The 17,504-nt window shown below is 42.4% G+C and carries 14 protein-coding genes and 1 riboswitch; of the genes, 11 read left to right on the top strand and 3 right to left on the bottom strand.

Annotation, left to right across the window (positions count from 1 at the left end):
• Positions 1-102: 102 nt before the first annotated feature.
• From FTX54_RS05630 to FTX54_RS05640, 3 genes are all read left to right on the top strand, one after another.
• The gene (locus tag FTX54_RS05630) at positions 103-1,104 is read left to right on the top strand and encodes an ABC transporter permease (RefSeq protein WP_147804089.1); all 1,002 of its coding nucleotides are present in this window, start codon (positions 103-105) and stop codon (positions 1,102-1,104) included.
• A 45-nt stretch (positions 1,105-1,149) separates the two neighbouring features.
• Positions 1,150-2,037, top strand: a complete 888-nt coding sequence (locus FTX54_RS05635) for an ABC transporter permease (RefSeq protein WP_147804157.1) — start codon at positions 1,150-1,152, stop codon at positions 2,035-2,037.
• Positions 2,038-2,101: 64 nt separating this feature from the next.
• Positions 2,102-2,302 (top strand): YwbE family protein, encoded by a 201-nt coding sequence (locus tag FTX54_RS05640; RefSeq protein WP_147804090.1) that lies wholly within the window; start codon positions 2,102-2,104, stop codon positions 2,300-2,302.
• A 635-nt stretch (positions 2,303-2,937) separates the two neighbouring features.
• On the opposite strand, the gene FTX54_RS05645 is transcribed toward FTX54_RS05640, so the two are convergent.
• Together FTX54_RS05645 and FTX54_RS05650 are read right to left on the bottom strand one after the other, a co-directional pair.
• Complete coding sequence (locus tag FTX54_RS05645) at positions 2,938-3,384, bottom strand: GDYXXLXY domain-containing protein (RefSeq protein WP_147804092.1); 447 nt, start codon at positions 3,382-3,384, stop codon at positions 2,938-2,940.
• Positions 3,381-4,562, bottom strand: a complete 1,182-nt coding sequence (locus FTX54_RS05650; protein ID WP_147804093.1) for a DUF2157 domain-containing protein — start codon at positions 4,560-4,562, stop codon at positions 3,381-3,383. The genes FTX54_RS05645 and FTX54_RS05650 overlap by 4 nt, the downstream gene beginning before the upstream one ends.
• A gap of 350 nt (positions 4,563-4,912) precedes the next feature.
• Here FTX54_RS05650 and FTX54_RS05655 point away from each other — a divergent pair, with 350 nt between their 5' ends.
• The 3 genes from FTX54_RS05655 (at position 4,913) to FTX54_RS05665 (ending at position 9,197) form a co-directional block, all read left to right on the top strand.
• Positions 4,913-5,839, top strand: a complete 927-nt coding sequence (locus FTX54_RS05655) for a glycine betaine ABC transporter substrate-binding protein (protein ID WP_147804094.1) — start codon at positions 4,913-4,915, stop codon at positions 5,837-5,839.
• 139 nt (positions 5,840-5,978) lie between these two features.
• Positions 5,979-7,028, top strand: coding sequence for an NAD-dependent deacylase (locus FTX54_RS05660; RefSeq protein ID WP_338485605.1), 1,050 nt, complete (start codon positions 5,979-5,981; stop codon positions 7,026-7,028).
• A 579-nt stretch (positions 7,029-7,607) separates the two neighbouring features.
• Complete coding sequence (locus tag FTX54_RS05665; RefSeq protein ID WP_147804095.1) at positions 7,608-9,197, top strand: L-lactate permease; 1,590 nt, start codon at positions 7,608-7,610, stop codon at positions 9,195-9,197.
• A 9-nt stretch (positions 9,198-9,206) separates the two neighbouring features.
• Here FTX54_RS05665 and FTX54_RS05670 read toward each other — a convergent pair whose 3' ends face one another.
• On the bottom strand, positions 9,207-10,322 hold the full coding sequence (locus FTX54_RS05670; RefSeq protein WP_147804096.1) for a M14 family metallopeptidase: 1,116 nt from the start codon (positions 10,320-10,322) through the stop codon (positions 9,207-9,209).
• 193 nt (positions 10,323-10,515) lie between these two features.
• Between FTX54_RS05670 and FTX54_RS05675 the strand changes: the two genes are divergently transcribed.
• The 5 genes from FTX54_RS05675 (at position 10,516) to FTX54_RS05695 (ending at position 17,128) form a co-directional block, all read left to right on the top strand.
• On the top strand, positions 10,516-11,367 hold the full coding sequence (locus tag FTX54_RS05675; protein WP_147804097.1) for an MBL fold metallo-hydrolase: 852 nt from the start codon (positions 10,516-10,518) through the stop codon (positions 11,365-11,367).
• Between the two features lie 347 nt (positions 11,368-11,714).
• Positions 11,715-11,911: riboswitch (cobalamin riboswitch) on the top strand.
• A gap of 138 nt (positions 11,912-12,049) precedes the next feature.
• Positions 12,050-14,314, top strand: coding sequence for a ribonucleoside-diphosphate reductase subunit alpha (locus FTX54_RS05680; RefSeq protein ID WP_147804098.1), 2,265 nt, complete (start codon positions 12,050-12,052; stop codon positions 14,312-14,314).
• A gap of 17 nt (positions 14,315-14,331) precedes the next feature.
• Positions 14,332-15,366: a ribonucleotide-diphosphate reductase subunit beta gene (locus FTX54_RS05685; protein ID WP_147804099.1), complete on the top strand. Its 1,035-nt coding sequence runs from the start codon at positions 14,332-14,334 to the stop codon at positions 15,364-15,366.
• Positions 15,363-15,827 carry a flavodoxin domain-containing protein gene (locus FTX54_RS05690; RefSeq protein WP_187254584.1) on the top strand — a complete coding sequence of 155 codons (465 nt, stop codon included), beginning with the start codon at positions 15,363-15,365 and terminating at the stop codon, positions 15,825-15,827. The genes FTX54_RS05685 and FTX54_RS05690 overlap by 4 nt, the downstream gene beginning before the upstream one ends.
• 320 nt (positions 15,828-16,147) lie before the next feature.
• A complete protein-coding gene (locus FTX54_RS05695; RefSeq protein WP_147804159.1) occupies positions 16,148-17,128 on the top strand; it encodes an oxidoreductase in 981 nt (326 codons plus the stop codon).
• Positions 17,129-17,504: the final 376 nt, after the last annotated feature.

Here is a 17,504-nt window from a genome sequence, read left to right on the forward strand (position 1 = left end):
AGGGCAGTTAGAGACAAGATGCTCGGCTGCCCTCTATTAAATTTTAGTCTGCAGTTATTTTATCAATTATTACATACGCTGTTTCAGCGGGGGGTGAGTCTGATGCTCGCATATACAATAAGAAGGATATTAATGTTAATACCGGTTTTAATAGGTATGTCACTAATTACGTTTTCTATTATTCATCTGATTCCCGGGAATCCGGCACAGACAATTCTTGGTGAACAGGCAACTCCACAGGCCATTGCCCAGCTGGAAGAACAGCTTGGCATTAATGAACCTTATCTTGTTCAATATTTTGACTACATTGGCGGACTCCTCCAAGGAGATCTGGGTCAGTCACTTCGTACCAATGCTGATATTTCTAATGAAATCTGGCCTTTCCTTGCAGCAACAATTGAACTCACTATTTTTGCCATGGTTTTTGCGGTAATTGTTGGGGTTAATGCCGGAATTATCAGCGCCTGGAAGCAGAATTCATTATTTGACTACGGTGCAATGCTGGTTGCACTGATAGGGGTGTCCATGCCGATTTTCTGGCTGGGACTTATGCAGCAGTGGATATTTGCACAGGAGCTTGGATGGCTGCCTGCTTTTGGTCGCGGAAACCCTCGTGATCCTGTAGAAACCACGACACATTTTTATCTGCTGGATACACTGCTTTCGGGTCGGATGGATCAATTCTGGACCTCTTTTCGCCATCTTATCCTTCCGGGAGTGGCACTAGGAACGATACCGATGGCTATTATTGCGCGGATGACCCGATCAAGTATGCTCGAAGTCCTTCGTTCCGATTATATACGTACTGTTGAAGCGAAAGGAATTCCAAAACTTTCTGTCGTTTACCGGCACGGATTCAAAAATGCGGTAATTCCTGTGTTAACAATTGTAGGTCTCCAGACGGGAACTTTACTCGGAGGAGCGATATTAACAGAAACAATATTCAGTTGGCCTGGGGTGGGGCGTTATGTTTTTGACGGAATAGGCAACCGCGACTATCCGGTGATTCAATCTGGTATTTTAATTATTGCAACGATGTTTGTTTTCATAAATTTAATTGTGGACCTGCTTTACAGCTATATAGATCCACGAATCAAGTATTAAGGGGGGACTAAGATGGATTCTACTAAATCAAATCAGAAGGACCCAATGAGGGGGCCGGAATATCAGGAACCTCAGGTCTCCATACCGGAACCAGCTTCTCCGTGGAAGGAAGCTTTTCGTCAGCTGATCAAAAATAAGCTTGCCGTTGTAGGGATGTTTATTATTGGGTTTTTCATTCTGATCGCAGTCATCGCCCCTCTTATATCCGGCTATCATTTTTCTACAATTAGTGGTGCCGGAAGGCTGGAAGGTCCCTCTGCGTCAAACTGGTTCGGTACGGACGATCTGGGACGCGATATTTTTACAAGAATTGTTTATGGAGCACGTATATCGCTGATGGTGGGTTTTTTCGCTGTAATAGGAGCTTTAGTTTTCGGTTCTCTCCTTGGAATTATAGCGGGTTATTTCGGGCGCTGGATTGATATGGTTATATCCAGAATTTTTGATATCATGCTTGCTTTTCCAAGCATTCTTTTAGCTATTGCTATTGTAGCAATTCTTGGTCCTTCTCTTCAGAATGCGCTTATTGCCATAGCAATTATTAATATTCCTATTTTCGGGAGGCTTGTACGTTCTAAAGTAATTTCTATCCGGGAAGAGGAATATATTCTTGCTGCAAGAGCCCAGGGAATGAAGAACGGACGCATCCTTTTTCATCACGTGCTTCCAAACAGTACTGCTCCGATCATTGTGCAGGCGACGCTCGGATTCGGTACAGCCATTTTAGAAGCAGCGGCTCTCGGATTTCTCGGTCTGGGTGCTCAGCCGCCTACTCCGGAATGGGGCAGAATGCTGTCAGATTCAAGGCAGTACATTCAAAGCGCTCCTTGGACAGTCTTGTTTCCGGGTATTTCAATTATGCTCGTCGTCCTGGGATTTAATATGATCGGTGATGGTCTCAGAGACGCTCTCGATCCTAAAATGAAAAATTAATCTTTCTTTACTGATCTCCTGCTTTTTCGTATACTGATAGAAGTATCAGGAAAGGAGCGGGACAATGCCAGGTACAAAAAGAGGAAACATACAGCCGGGAATGACCGTTAAAGTTGTCCAAAAACAAGATCAGCGCAGCGGTAAACTGACCGAAGGAATAGTTGAAAAACTGCTTACTAATTCATCCAATCATCCGCACGGGATTAAAGTTCGTTTAAAAGATGGAACAGTAGGACGTGTAAAAGAAATTAAGGCGCAGAGCTGAGACTCTGCGCCTTTCAATGTGTAAAGCTCTGTTAAAGCTTTTTTGATATATATAAGAAAACTTCGCTTCAACCCGGCAGGCCTGCCGTGGAGGAGCTTTCCAGCTTCCTCAGGCTTACGCCCTGCGGGATCTTCCAATCTCCTTCTTCCACTTAATTCTCCCATACAGAAAGCCCGCTGGTCGAATCAAGAAGGAGCCGCAGGCACTCCACTAACAACACGGAGCTTTAACAGAGACACTCATGCAAAAAGCCTTGCACCATGGGGCATGAAAATGGCCTTCTATAGGAATGGAATTCCCCCTCTATACACGTTGAATGAAGGATAGTCAGAAGGGGCCTTCTTTATTAAAAGGCCGATCCTGCTCCGTATTTTTACCTGGAGCTGGAGTGGACATGGGGCGACTCCGGGGCGATCAAGGACGAGCCGAAGATCCATTCCGCACGACCGCGGGGAGGACGGGATTAGCTGAAGCCGGCCCGCCCGGAAAGCGTCCCCATGGAAACGGAAGCGCACGTTCACCGATTTTCTACTTTATTTTCAAGGTAGCCATGTGTAAAAGAACCTTTTCTGGGAGAATTAATTTCTGAAGGGACTGCCGGGTGCTTCCAATCGTCTCTCCCCGTGCTTCATAATTCACTCTTCTCTTACTTCCAGATTTACAGGACGGATCGCCCCCCAGGGAGCTACGTCCACGGTTACCTGCAAATCGACCGCTTCCTCAAGTTCCGGCCCGCTTCCCTGTTCCACATAATACTGTTCAAGCTGCGGGGCAGTAACGTATTCACCAAATAAAGAGCCGGAAATAGAGCCGAAGAACGGCTCCTCTTTTACCTCATTGAGTACTGCAAATCCATCGGACCCTTCTGTAAGCGTAAAGTAAACAGGACCCTCCTTGATATCAGAAGGCGGCTCCAGATCAGGATACTGAAGCATTACGTATTCACCGTAAAAGGGATCAAATGGATCATATGGTTCTGCTCTAAGCAGATATTGGTCGCCGCTCCAGGAGATGGCATGATATCCAGTGACAAGCAGGATAATAAATACAGTCTGAAAAATTGGAAATAACCATTTAATCATGCTGCAGCACCTTCTTTCTTACGATTGAACCACCATGCAGCACCGGAAAGAGCAAACAGGAGCAGAGCGCCGATAAGAAAAAACAGAGACATATCCAGTCTGTCCCAAGCATATATAACATAGATAACAAATTGAACTAGTATAAAGTAAACAAATCCTAACCCCAAAGTCTTATTCTGCCGCTGCGCAGTGAATAAATAAGCGAGAGCAGACAGTTCAGCTGTCACAGCGAGAAGCAGGGCCGTGTCATCAAACAGCATCAATCCAATCCCGCCGAGCAGGCCAATCCACATAAGCTGCCGGAATTTGTAAAAAGCTAAAGCGGCTACAGCGGCTCCGGCTGCAGCCAGAGCAAGAGCTTCCGCCCAATTGAGATTGACGAGTGATAAATCAGTTTCTCCCCGTACAGCAAGGTAAATGACTAACAATCCTCCGCCTGCAGCCATATAAAAAGGGCTCAGCAGGCGGATTTTTCCGGAAGGTATAAATAAAAGCAGCAGTACTAGTGCAAATAAGGTCCAGATCGGCCAAAAGGGACTGTTGTAAGCAGCGACGGCCCAAAGTGCCGGACCTGCAGCAAATAAGAGCAGCCAGCTGAAAACCGTCATTTCTTTTTGCCTGCTTGTAAAAAACAAAAGTAAAACAGCGGCGACAAACAGTATCCATTCCATCCAGCTCATAACCGGTATAGATGAAGTGAGAATTATAATCCCAAAGAAAAAAGAAATTATAGAGAATATCGTATTTTTCCAATAGAATACATGGAATGCTGCTGCGATGAACATAGCCCATGGCAGTATAGAATTAGAGGCTGGGAAGTGAAAAGCCTGAGCTGTAACGATTATAGAAGCCATGAACATGGCAAGACCGATTACTCTGAAGAAAACAGGCCAGCCAAATTGTTTTCTCTCAGCAAAGTAGGCAAGAATATAGAAAATCCACATAAGTGTGACGATGAAACCTGTTTTAAGCAGATCAGGGACTGCCTGCCAATTAGCAGCAATAAAACTAAAAACAGCAAGAGATAAAAATATTAAACCGATAAGAAGCAGAAGGGGAACCTTATTTTTTTTTCGTTCTTCCGGCCGGCGGTTTTCATAATCATTGATTCGATCCACGGCAGCTTGATCAAGCAGGCCTTCATTACGCCACTGGTCCAGCTTTTGCTCTATATTCATATCCCAACCCTCCTTTTATGATGATTTCTTCTATTATAATCTTTATTTTCAATTTTTAACAGATAGCAGAGTATTTATACTTAGCAGGTTTAATTGTCAAAACTGAAGAATTATTTAGAAAGCCGTAAATGAAAATTCAACTTTTTGTCCTGACCGATGCTTAACAGTTGTGTATGAAGTCAGCGCTTCCCTTTGATTAGTCTATACCGCAGTGAAACAAATCTTTAAAATATGATACACTAGCCTTAGAGCCTTTTTATTCTTAGTATGCAGTTTATTTACTTATTTTTACATTAGCATCTAGGTAAAGGCGAGTATTTAATTGAATTTTATGGAAGGGGACAAACACCATGAAGCGGACACTTTATTTAATGAGCAGTTTGATAGTTTCCTCCGTGTTTTTAACAGCTTGCGGTGGTAACGAAGAGGCAGAAAATGACGGAGCTGCGGAAAATGACGGAGCTGCAGGAAATAATGAAGCTGCTGACAATGAAGGAAACGGAGAAGCAGAAGGAGCAATTGAGATCGGCTTGAATAACTGGTCTGAAAATATTGCTGTATCTAATTTGTGGAAAATAATTCTTGAAGAAGAAGGTTATGATGTAGAACTGACTATGTCAGAGAAGTCACCGATCTGGGTTGGCGTCGCCAATGGAGATATCGATGCCTCACTTGAGGTATGGCTGCCTAATACAGATGCTCCTTATTATGATGAGCACGAAGATAATGTTGAAATCGGGGAGACCTGGTTTGAAGCAACAGGGCTCGGGCTCGTAGTACCGGAATATGTGGATATTAACAGCATTGAAGAGCTGAACGATAACACAGAAATGTTCAATGAAGAAATTGTGGGTATTGACGCTGGAGCCAGTTTGACACAATTGACAGAAGAAGCGGTTGAAGAATATGAACTCGATTATGATTTTCTTATCAGTTCAGAGCCTGCTATGATATCAGAGTTGGATACGGCCTACGAAAATGAAGAGCCGGTAGTTGTAACACTCTGGAACCCCCACTGGGCTTTTTCTGCCTATGATCTGAAATATCTGGAAGACCCGGATAATGTATTTGGCGATTCTGAGGATATACATTACATGACCCGTACAGGTTTCGGTGACGATTATGAGGAGATTGTCCAGTGGTGGGATAACTGGGAAATGGATGATGAGACTCTTGGAGAGCTGATGACGTATATTAATGAAGACGATGACGAAGAAGCAGGTGCACAGCGCTGGCTTGACGATAACCGTGATCTTGTTGATGAATGGATTCAATAAAAATTAGTAGAAGCTGCCTCTGGAAATTCATAGAGGCAGCTTTTTAATATAAGCAATAAATTAATAATCTGCTGACTGCATATAGACAGTTAAGGGTATACATAAATAAATGAAATTTAAAGGAAACAAGGTGATAATCATGGCAAAAGAAGAATGGAAAACTATTTTGTCTATAGGAATGGAAAACGGTACGATAGATCTCAAAGCAAAGAAAACACTTGATGGAAAATTCTCTTACCGCAGAGTTATTACAGAAATGGAAGAAGGAATGAAGCATTTTTCATCAGCAGAAACAAAAAACGAGGCAATGGCTCTGCTGGACGAATATTCCTGGCTTTCGCTTTTTCCTTTATATATAGAAGACAGTATAAAGGCTGCTGTTCAAAAACGGATTTTAAATCACCGCTATCGAAATGAGTCTGTATTCGATGCATGGATAGAATCATGTTTTCCGAAAAACTACGAAAAAGAAGTAAAGCTTGCCAACTGGATTCTTACTTCCAGGAAAACGATGGTGCTTACAGGAGCAGGGATGAGCACTGAGTCGAATCTTCCCGATTTCAGGTCGGAAAAAGGCTGGTGGAAGCAGATCGACCCGCGAACGGTAGCAACTCCGGAGGCACTTTACAGAAATTACTCTCTTTTTGCTGATTTCTATGCGGGAAGAATAGAAGCCTTAACCAATACAGCTCCTCATGGAGGGCATTTGATATTAGCCGCTTTGGAAGAACAGGGGCTTATTGACGGAATTGCGACACAAAACGTGGATGGCCTGCATAAAAAAGCAGGTAATGAAAAAGTTTATGAACTTCATGGTTCGCTTGATAAAATTTACTGCCATGACTGTGGAAAGCAGGCAGCTGTTCATGATCTGAAGCAGAAATCAAAATGTGGATGTGGAGGCAGACTAAGGCCGGGAGTCGTTCTTTTCGGGGAAATGCTTCCGAAAGAAACCTGGACATCAGCTCTTGGAGAGATAGAAACAGCAGATCTTGTTCTCGTTATCGGTACTAGTCTGGAAGTGTATCCTGCCAATCAGCTTCATTCCATGACGAAAGGCAGAACAGTGTATATTAACACTGAAATAAATGAACAGGCTGGGGATTTCGATCTGTGCATTGAAGGGAAAGCTAAAGAAATACTTGAATCTTTGAATGATTTTTTACAGGATAATTCAATATTAGATTGATGTTTTCTACTGATTTCCTCCCGATCCGTTTCAACATCATTCAGAAACTGTGCTTTTACGCGATACTCTTTTTAAAGAAGAAGCAAAATTCAGCAATAAAGTTCTGGAAAAGGGAAGTCTACCATCAAAGAAACAGGTGGAACGAACACCGTCAATACAGGAAATGATCAACTGCTTCTCTCCAGCGTGAAGTGAAGTTTGCACTTAATAAATACAAATAACAAACGCGGACAGATCTATTACACCCTAAATATAGGTTAAAAATTTTTATGATGGGAAATTAATTCTTTTCTGTGTTACATCAAAAAAATAATATGTGGTACAGGTAGATTTTTTTGGAATTATTATCATATATGTATGCACATACACATGTTTATACATAAAGTTGTCATTAATTTAAATACTTGTTTATATACAACAGAAGTGAAATTTTATATAATACAGTTAACAGTTAAATATGTGAATTGCTTCACATTGAAGAAGTTTTTTATTTTTAGGATCTTGTGAAATATTGAACATGATATATGCAGGTATAATAAGAATATCTGTTGTCCTAAATTTGGAAAGGGGGAGTTTTCTATGCTGGCAGTGACGGCTTTCAGCGCAATTATTGCTCCATTTATATTTTTAGTTCTTTTGAGGATGCCTGCTAAGAAAGGAATGCTCTACAGCGCATTAATATTTATTTCTCTGGCTTATTTCACATGGGACATGGATGCTATAACACTTTCCGCTTCTGTAATGGAAGGGTTCCATCAGGCATTAACCATACTATTCATTCTTCTCGGAGCAATTGTACTGCTGAATACTCTGCGTCAGACAGGGGCGGTGGACCGCATCAACCAGGGATTTCGTAATATTTCGCCGGATATGCGGGTGCAGGTTGTAATTGTAGCGTTTCTATTTGGAAGTCTGATTGAAGGCGCAGCGGGATTCGGAACACCTGCTGCGGTCACAGGTCCGCTGATGGTAGCACTCGGTTTTACACCGCTTGCTGCAGCTACTCTCGCATTAATAGCTGACAGCACGGCTGTTTCTTTCGGTGCAGTAGGGACACCGGTAATTATCGGTCTCGGTGGAGTAGAGGGAGCAGGAGCTGCAATGTATCAGGAAATAGCAGTTAATATAACTTTAATGGATATATTTGTAGGGACCTTTGTTCCGTTCCTTCTGGTAGTCGTTCTCACCCTTAGCTTTGGAAAGAAAGGAAAAAAAGGTGGGGTCATGCAGCTGTTTCCATGGGCATTTGCGGTAGGTCTTATTTATTCGGTTTCTGCCTATGTATATGCACTGTTATTTGGTCCGGAATTCGTGGCAATTCTTGCTTCATTAACGGGATTGGGCGCTGCAGCTCTTACTGCAAAGAAAAATATACTGCTTCCTAAAACCACACCCTGGCAGGAGGCTCTTGTAGAAGACTTTGAAGAGGTTGAAGAGAAGAGTGATATGTCTCTTGCGGCAGCCTGGAGTCCTTATTTTATTGTTATTGCTCTTCTGCTGCTGACAAGAGTAGTCGAACCTGTTCAGCAGTTTACTCAGCAGGCAGTTGATCTATCGTGGAACAATATTTTTGGGATAGAAGAAGTTTCATCAAGCTGGGAAGTGCTTTATTCTCCCGGAGCTGTCCTTCTGCTTGCAGCATTTTTATCCGTGTTTACACAGCGGAAAAAAATAAAGGATTTTGGAGCAGCGTTAAAAGAAGCAAGAGGCACAGTTATCGGAGCTGCACTGGCCCTTTTTCCAACACTTGCCCTCGTTAATGTGTTTATTAACTCGGGGATCAACGCCTCAGATCTTGTATCAATGCCGGAATATATCGCTTTGGTTCTCTCCGCTGGACTTGGAAGCGTCTGGCACATAGCAGCCCCATTTCTCGGTCTGCTTGGATCTTTTGTAACAGGCAGCTCGATGGTCTCAGCGTTAACTTTTTCACCTATCCAGCTTAACGTGGCAGCGGAAGCGGGCTTAAATACGAATCTTGTCCTCGCACAGCAGGTGGCTGGATCTGCAGCAGGCAATATGATATGCGTACACAATGTTGTAGCCGCTGCAGCAGTTGTCGGCCTTGTCGGAAAAGAAGGGGATATTATTCGCAAGACCGTTCTCCCTGCCCTTGGCTATGCATTAATGATAGGCCTTGTCGGAGCGCTTCTGGCAATGGTGATCTAGGGAAAAGTACTATATCAGGTTTTCGCTCTTTAACAGAGAGCGAAAACCTTTTTCTGCTTCTTTGAATATGGAAGACTGCCATGTTTTATCAGCCGGATTAAATAAACGGGTGAAATCATTGCGCACGCTCATTTCATCTTCAGAGAATCGCGCGCCCTCAAAATGAAGCTGATTTTCGTTTATCATCGCTTTCGCACAAAATAGATAACCGTCTGTTGATTCCTCGATAGTACCAAATTCAAAAAGAGCAAATACGGAACGCTTCTCAGGATAGACTGTCTGAATCATTTTCTGAAGAAACTCAACCGAATCTCCGGAAACATCTTCGTTATTCGTTTTACTGACATTTTTCCTTCCTAAACTCTTTTGAAGCTCGGAGGCGGAACGGCTGTCGCCATCCATAAAAATCATCGTAAGTTCATTCATCGGACCCCCGCCGGTGTGAAGATCTATATGAACGATATGATCGTAGCTTTCCGCCCATTCTTTATATCTATCGGCCAGCTGCCGGGTTGTTTCCTCCATAACGCTACCTCCATAGAAAACGCCCTGCGGATATTTATATTGACCGCCGGGTGTATTTTTAAGGCGTTCGAGTTCTTTTTCCGTAAGATTTTTCTGTAAATAAGAGAGTAGAAAAGAGTTTTGTTTATTAAGATTCTGAATTGGGGCCTCCGGGTTAAAAAGAGATTTATGTTTCTCATATTCATTATCCGCACGATCCCGCAATTGACTAAAATCAAGAAGGTAATTCCGGTTCATATCGACATTATTTTCTGTTACCCTTCTGCAGTGGCGCATCCCCCAGGGATTAACGCTGTGAACCAGTCGTAAACCGGTTGTTTCCGGATTCAGGTGTGGAAGGAAATTTTCAATGAACATGGAGAGCAATGCACTGCCTGTATATCCTTCAATTCCGTGCTCACCGGCGGTAATAGTGAGCAGTGTTTTACGGGAAGAAGCATCAGATGCAAGAATATCAACTGAATTATCATCTTCCCGATCACCTATATAATAAGTATCCAAATAAGCATCCTGTCTAATTTTTGCTATGGAAGAAAGCTGGTTCCTGAAATGGTCCCGGGAAGATTCGTAATCATTGTTAAAAAAAGAGTTTTCGGTCATAAATACTCATCTCCTGTTTATGAAAAGTATCAATCTATTCCTCTGAGTGAAACAAGGTAAACATTTAACTATCATTTGCCCAGGACTTCCGTGAAAGGAACGTCGTTTATAAGACAGAGCCACTTATTCGTCTTCTGGATTATACATTTTTAATCTTCATGTATGCTACAGTAGAAAGGAGGGAGGAATACTTATGCAGGAATTAATTCATTTAAATGACCATCTTGTTTATATGACTCCAGTCGAGGAGACTGACCGGCCAATTCTTGCCGCGGTTACCGGCAGAAACCGTACATTAATGATAGATGCTGGGAATTCGGAAGCACACGCCAGACTCTTTCTCGATCAGCTGACGGGCGCCGGTATTACTGCTCCTTCCCTGGTTGCACTAACGCACTGGCACTGGGATCATGTCTTTGGATTATCTGCCTTAACGAGGATGCCTTCGATTGCGACGGAGGCAACCAAACAGGCAATGAAAAAAATACAGCATTTCACCTGGGACGATCAGGCTTTGAACGAAAGGGTACAGGAAGGAACTGAAATCGAGTTTTGTGCAGATGCGATTAAAAAAGAGTTCCCTGAAAAAAGGGATATTAACGTCTCCCTGCCAACGATTACTTTTGAAAAGGAAGTAGCTGTTGATTTAGGAGAAGTAACCTGTTTACTTAAAAAAGTAGGAGGCGACCACTCTCCTGACGGTCTTATTGTTTATATAAGAGAAGAAAAAACGATGTTTCTCGCTGATGCTCTCGCTCCAGATCTTTATGCTCCCTCGTGGCGCTTTACTTCGGACAGGACTATTGCCATGCTCGATGAAATTGAAGCGTTTGATGCAGACACATACATCATTTCCCACTGGAAACCTATTTCCAAAAAAGAATTTCAGGAGGAAGCAGACCTGCTTCGATCCACGGCAGAATTAATCAAAAAATGGAACGGTGATGAGGGGAAAGTGCGTGCGGGCATGGAGAAAAAATACGGGACACCGTTGTCCGAAGAAGAAGAACTTGCCCTTACTTATTTTTTGAATGGCCGGGTCTGAAAGATTTACCATAGAGCACAAATCAATTTCATAAGCCGCTGTAAGAAAGGGATTTCCGAACATGGTGAATAATTTTCACTTCAGCCGGACGCTTTCCGCGGGGCTCGTCTTAAATTCATTCCTCCAATATGGGCTGGTAACATGAAAGAACAATTTGCAGATTTCTTAGTTCGTTGTGTCACGGTAAACAGCTTCATTATTCATTATTAAGAATGAGAAAACGATATATCTTCTACTAATTTTTTACCAGGATCGTTGATAAATAATAATATTGTCCTTGCATTCTTGTGGAAATGGAAGTAATATTATCTATATATTGATAGTTATTTTTAAATTTAACTAAATATAGTATGCATGGAATGAATGGTGCCGCTTTGCGGCTTAATAGGGAATCCGGTAAAAACCGGAGCTGTCCCCGCAACTGTAAGTGCAGACGATATGATCACAGCCACTGTATGAAAAAGCTTCACGGCATTCATATGGGAAGGGCGATCATAGAGGTTGATGCACGAGCCAGGAGACCTGCCATTATTTCATTAAGTTTCTTTTCTTCGGGGTGTGAGGATAGAGGCGGTGCTGGATTAATACAGGCTGTTTTCCTGTGTTTGCCGTGCTGTACTCTTTTCTTTCACTCTTCCGAACAAGGAAGAGTTTTTTTATTTGATAGAAAGGATGAGTAACAATGACAACAATTCAGGCGGACACATTACTAGATCAAATTCAGGAGATGGAAAGTAATTATAAGCTTGATTTAAGTGCTGTTAAGAAGGAACTGACTGAAAAAGACATGACGGAGGAAGCTGCTATGCAGCTTGTTCTCCATGATTCCTTAAACCGGATAGCAATGGATCAGCCGGACTATACTTTTGCAGCAGCAAGGATATTAATTGAAGAATTGTACCGAAAAGCTGAAAATAGCCGGGGATGTCCTCCATATCAGAATGTTTACGAGTTGATTGAAACACTTACTGAAAAAGGCATTTACAGCAGAGACCTTCTTGATACATATACCCGGGAAGAAGTAATGGAATTGGAAGGCATCCTGAGCCCTGAAAAAGATCAAAAATTTACGTTTATCGGCCTGTTTCTGCTCTCAGATCGTTACCTGGCACGTGATCATCATAAAGCAGTCTACGAGCTTCCGCAGGAACGGTGGCTGATTATTGCGATGTCACTGATGCAGAACGAACCGGCTGAAAAAAGGATAAACCTTATAAAAGAAGCCTACTGGGCTTTATCAAATTTATATATGACTGTCGCAACACCAACGCTTGCCAATGCAGGTAAAAGCTACGGTCAGCTTTCTTCCTGTTTTATTGACACAGTAGAAGATTCCCTGGACGGGATCTATTTAAATAACTGGGATATTGCACGACTAAGTAAAGATGGTGGTGGGATCGGCGTATATTTCGGAAAAGTACGGGCACTCGGCTCGGATATAAAAGGCTTCAAAGAAACATCATCCGGGGTTATACCCTGGATCCGTCTCCTTAACGATACCGCAGTCAGCGTCGATCAGCTGGGGCAGAGACAGGGCGCTGTAGCGGTATATCTTGATATCTTCCATAAAGATATGATGAGCGGCTTTCTGGATTTAAAGACAAACAACGGGGACGAACGCAGGAAAGCACACGATGTCTTTACCGGAGTGACGATACCGGATTTGTTTATGAAGAAACTGGAAGAAAAAGATGCGGAAGGCATGAGTACAGGTGAATGGTCACTTTTCTGTCCACATCAGGTTAAACAGACAATGGGTTGGAAGGACGAAGAGGGGAACGCACTGGGCCTTGAAGATTTTTACGATGAAAAAGATTATGCCTTCTTCACAGAAAAATACGAAGAAGCGGAAGCACACCCGCTTCTTCCCAGAAAGACAGTAAGGGCAATGGATATTATGAAACAGCTTATGGTGGCCCAGCTCGAAACCGGTACCCCCTACATGTTTTACAGAGATGAAGTAAACAGACAGAATCCGAATAAGAAACAGCGCGGCAGAACTTCTGTTTACTGCAGTAATCTGTGTACAGAAATTGCACAGAATATGTCCCCGACGTCTATCACGAAAGAATATAAAGATGAAGAAGGGAATATTATCATTGTTCGTAAACCGGGAGATTTTGTCGTCTGTAATCTTTCTTCGATGCACCTGGCGAACGTAGTGGAAGACAACGTAATTGAACGGACAGCAAAGATTCAGATGAGAATGCTGGATAATGTAATTGATCTGAATACGCTGAGCGTCGGACAGGCGGAAGCTACGAATAAATCGTACCGCGCCGTCGGGTTAGGCACATTCGGCTGGCATCATGTACTTGCTAAACAGGGGATATACTGGGAATCAAAAGAGGCAGTAGATTTTGCAGATTCATTGTATGAGCGAATTGCTTTTGCAGCGATAACTTCTTCGATGGAACTCGCTGAAGAAAAAGGAGCTTATCCAAGATTCCAGGGTTCAGAATGGGAAAACGGTGATTATTTTGAAAGAAGAAGCTACGATTCGGAAGAATGGATAAAGCTGAAGGAAAGTGTGAAGGAGCACGGAATACGCAATGGCTGGCTCATGGCCGTTGCACCGAACTCTTCGACAGCTAAAATAGCAGGATCCACGGATGGTATCGATCCGATATACGCCCTTGAATACGCGGAAGAGAAGAAAAATTTTAAATTAAAAGTAACTCCTCCAGATTTAACACACGTTACTTATCCCTTCTATCAGAAAGTCCGTCATGAGCTCGATCAGCACTGGAGTATCCGGCAGAATGCAGCCAGGCAGCGTCACGTTGATCAGGGTATCAGTTTTAACCTTTACGTAAGGCATAATATCCACGCGAAGGATCTGCTGTCTCTTCATTTGGAAGCATGGAGACAGGGACTGAAAACAACTTATTATATCCGCAGCACATCGCAGCAGGAAATTGAAGAATGTGAAAGCTGTCATTCATAATACAAGGAGGGTCTCCAATGACGTTAACAAAAATGAAACTGCTTGAGCCGGAATATCCGAATAAATCGACCGGTATTATCAATGGTCAGGCTTCAGGAATATTAAACTGGAACGATATCGCCTATCCGCAGATGTATGATGTGTATCAGGCTCTTCTATCGAATTTCTGGAAAGCTCAGGAAATAAATATGCAGGACGATATTAAGCAATGGGATCAGCTGTCGGCTGTAGAGAAAGATGTTTTCCTGCGAATTAATACGCAGCTTGCGTCTCTTGACAGTCTGCAGACTCCTACGATGGCACAGGTTATGGATTATGTCACGGATCCGAGCTTCCAGGCTATTTTTGCCGTAATTGCCCAGCAGGAAGCAGTGCACAATGAATCATATTCCTACGTGCTCAGCTCCCTTGTTTCAACATCGGAACAAAAAGCACGATTTGATGAAGCGAAAGATGATCCCCTTGTTCAAAAGCGCAATAAACTGATACTCGAGTCTTATGAAAAATTCCGCAGCAGTCCGTCCAAACAAAATTTGTTTCAACTATGTATTAATTCGATCAATTTAGAAGGTATTTACTTCTATGCAGGCTTTGCTTTTTTCTATCATATGGCCCGCCAGCAGAAAATGGTGAAAACAAGTACGATGATCAGCTACATCCAAAGGGATGAGATGCAGCATGCTTATTTTGTATCTCAGTTTGTGAGACTTCTAATGGAAGAAAATGAAGAATTGACATCAGAGGAAAATATCGATTATATTTATGAATCGATCAGCAAAGCCGTTCATCTGGAAAAAGAGTGGGCCCAAAGTATTCTTAAAGATATAGAAGGAATAAATATTGAAGAATACGAGGGGTATGTTGAATACCTTGCCAATAAGCGCCTAAGGCAGCTTGGTCTGCAGAACCTCTATGAAGGAAGGGATAATCCAATGCCTTGGATTCACGTATTCAGCGATGAAATGATGAACGAAACGAAATCTGATTTCTTTGAACAGAAATCACGGACGTATTCAAAAGTAACTGAAAAAAATGGATTTGATGAATTGTGATTCTGCTTGTTTATCACTCAATTACAGGTAATACTAAAACACTTGCCGAATGGATCGAAATTGAATTAAGAACGGCAGGTCTTGCCGTAGAAAAATATGCTCTGGAAGACGTTCCCCCTCAAAGACTACAGGAAGCAGATTCGTTAATTCTTGGAACATACACTTGGGGGAATGGTGAAATGCCGGATCAGCTTCAGCATTTCACGGAAAAGATTTACGGAGCTTTGAATGAAAATTTAGTGACTGGAGCCTTCGGTACCGGAGATAGTTTTTATCCATATTTCTGCGGAGCGGTAGATCGACTGAAAGATATTTTCTTTGAAAAAACAGACCTCGCTGTAACGATGAAGGTTGAGCTTCTGCCACAGCCGGATGACCACGTAAAGTGCAGCAAGTTTGCAGAATTGATTAAAAACAGAATGATAAACAATAAGCAGAAGCAGGGGACGGCGCTAAACTAGTGCTCTCCTCTGTTTTATTAAAGCTGTTTTTAAGTCCCATGTTGATAAAAGTAGAAAACTCCTCTTCAGCTCTGTCGTGGAGGAGATCTCAGGGCGAGTCTGCGCTCCGATGAAAACGAAAGCCTCCGTATACCGCTTATATAATTCATTTTCAAGGCAGCCTTTAATTTTAGACACTCTAGGATATTTTTTAAGGAATGTGAAAATAAAAGTGAAATACCTTCTTAAATTCCTGTTGGTGCACGTTTATATTAGACTGGACAAATCTGTAACAAGTTGTCAGAATATTAATTGATAAAACATATTCTGGAGGGATTATGATGGTTCAGGAGTTTAAAGCGTTTGTAACGGAGGGAAATGGCGAAGGAGAAGTTGTTAAGCGGAAATGGAGCGATCTGCCGGAAGGGGAAGTGACAATTAAAGTTCATTACTCCTGTGTCAATTACAAAGATGGACTCGCACTTTACGCTAAAACAAAAGTAGCAAAAAAATATCCAATTGTACCTGGAATTGACCTTTCGGGAGAAGTAGTAGAATCGAAAAGCAGCGAATTTATTGAAGGAGATAAAGTAATTGTAACGAGCTACGAACTTGGGGTTGGCCATGACGGAGGCTACAGCGAATATGCGCGTGTGCCCGCAGACTGGGTTGTGCCTCTTCCAGAAGGTCTAACCATGCGGGAAGCAATGATGATAGGGACAGCCGGCTTTACTGCCGCACTTTCCATACATAGACTGGAAGAACGAGGATTAACTCCAGCCGATGATCCGGTACTTGTTACCGGAGCCACAGGAGGGGTCGGCAGTATGGCTGTCGATATGCTGACTAAAAGAGGCTACAATATTATTGCCAGCACAGGCAAAGAATCGGAACATGAATACTTAAAGGAACTGGGTGCTCGAGATGTTATAAGCAGAGAAGAAGTGACACCTAAAGAATTTCCCCCTCTTCAGAAGCAGCGCTGGGCAGCAGCCATAGATCCGACAGGCGGAAAACCGCTTGCTTCCATCTTAAGTTCTACTAAACAGGGAGGAGCTGTTGCCGTCAGCGGGTTAACTGCAGGAGTGGACATCCCGGTAACGGTTATGCCGTTTATTTTAAGAGGAGTAGATCTGCTGGGTATAGATTCAGGATTCTGTCCGATGGATCTGCGTCGTGAAGTCTGGAAAAGGGCGGCTGCCGATTTAAAACCTGCACACCTGGAAGAAATCGTAAGAGAAATTTCTTTAGAGGAACTTACTCCGGCGTTAAAGAAAATTCTGGACAACAAAGTACGGGGCAGAATTCTCGTGAAAATTTAATACCATCATATAGAAAGGACTCTCCAGTTGGAGTCCTTTTTTTATGTGTAATATTGAAAATCGTTATAAATATTATGGGATTATTTTAATAAAACGCTTTCAAAACGGCGTAGTTTCATAAATGAATGGGGTTAAAGTAAATATATTGAAATTTAAAAGAAGTGTTTTTTGAACAATAGAAGAGAAAATAACAGATTTAAATTCAATGAAATTTTCTTTTAAACTCTCTGTAACAATTAAACCAAAAAATTGGATTCTTACTTTCTGAATGAACCTGCTTTAATTATATGAAAGAGGCCTGCAACCTTTTTATGAAAGGATTTTATCTGCTTGTATCTTATAGTTTTATATATTATGGAACCTGAATATACAATGA

Origin of the sequence: Alkalicoccus halolimnae, from assembly GCF_008014775.2 — a bacterium.
GTDB classification, from domain to species: domain Bacteria; phylum Bacillota; class Bacilli; order Bacillales; family Salisediminibacteriaceae; genus Alkalicoccus; species Alkalicoccus halolimnae.

What these genes read in the sequence shown, in the direction of transcription:
- FTX54_RS05630 (WP_147804089.1), top strand. Translation starts at nt 103, where the DNA reads ATGCTCGCATATACAATAAGAAGGATATTAATGTTAATACCGGTTTTA.
- FTX54_RS05635 (WP_147804157.1), top strand. Translation starts at nt 1,150, where the DNA reads ATGAGGGGGCCGGAATATCAGGAACCTCAGGTCTCCATACCGGAACCA.
- FTX54_RS05640 (WP_147804090.1), top strand. Translation starts at nt 2,102, where the DNA reads ATGCCAGGTACAAAAAGAGGAAACATACAGCCGGGAATGACCGTTAAA.
- FTX54_RS05645 (WP_147804092.1), bottom strand. Translation starts at nt 3,384, where the DNA reads ATGATTAAATGGTTATTTCCAATTTTTCAGACTGTATTTATTATCCTG.
- FTX54_RS05650 (WP_147804093.1), bottom strand. Translation starts at nt 4,562, where the DNA reads ATGAATATAGAGCAAAAGCTGGACCAGTGGCGTAATGAAGGCCTGCTT.
- FTX54_RS05655 (WP_147804094.1), top strand. Translation starts at nt 4,913, where the DNA reads ATGAAGCGGACACTTTATTTAATGAGCAGTTTGATAGTTTCCTCCGTG.
- FTX54_RS05660 (WP_338485605.1), top strand. Translation starts at nt 5,979, where the DNA reads ATGGCAAAAGAAGAATGGAAAACTATTTTGTCTATAGGAATGGAAAAC.
- FTX54_RS05665 (WP_147804095.1), top strand. Translation starts at nt 7,608, where the DNA reads ATGCTGGCAGTGACGGCTTTCAGCGCAATTATTGCTCCATTTATATTT.
- FTX54_RS05670 (WP_147804096.1), bottom strand. Translation starts at nt 10,322, where the DNA reads ATGACCGAAAACTCTTTTTTTAACAATGATTACGAATCTTCCCGGGAC.
- FTX54_RS05675 (WP_147804097.1), top strand. Translation starts at nt 10,516, where the DNA reads ATGCAGGAATTAATTCATTTAAATGACCATCTTGTTTATATGACTCCA.
- FTX54_RS05680 (WP_147804098.1), top strand. Translation starts at nt 12,050, where the DNA reads ATGACAACAATTCAGGCGGACACATTACTAGATCAAATTCAGGAGATG.
- FTX54_RS05685 (WP_147804099.1), top strand. Translation starts at nt 14,332, where the DNA reads ATGACGTTAACAAAAATGAAACTGCTTGAGCCGGAATATCCGAATAAA.
- FTX54_RS05695 (WP_147804159.1), top strand. Translation starts at nt 16,148, where the DNA reads ATGGTTCAGGAGTTTAAAGCGTTTGTAACGGAGGGAAATGGCGAAGGA.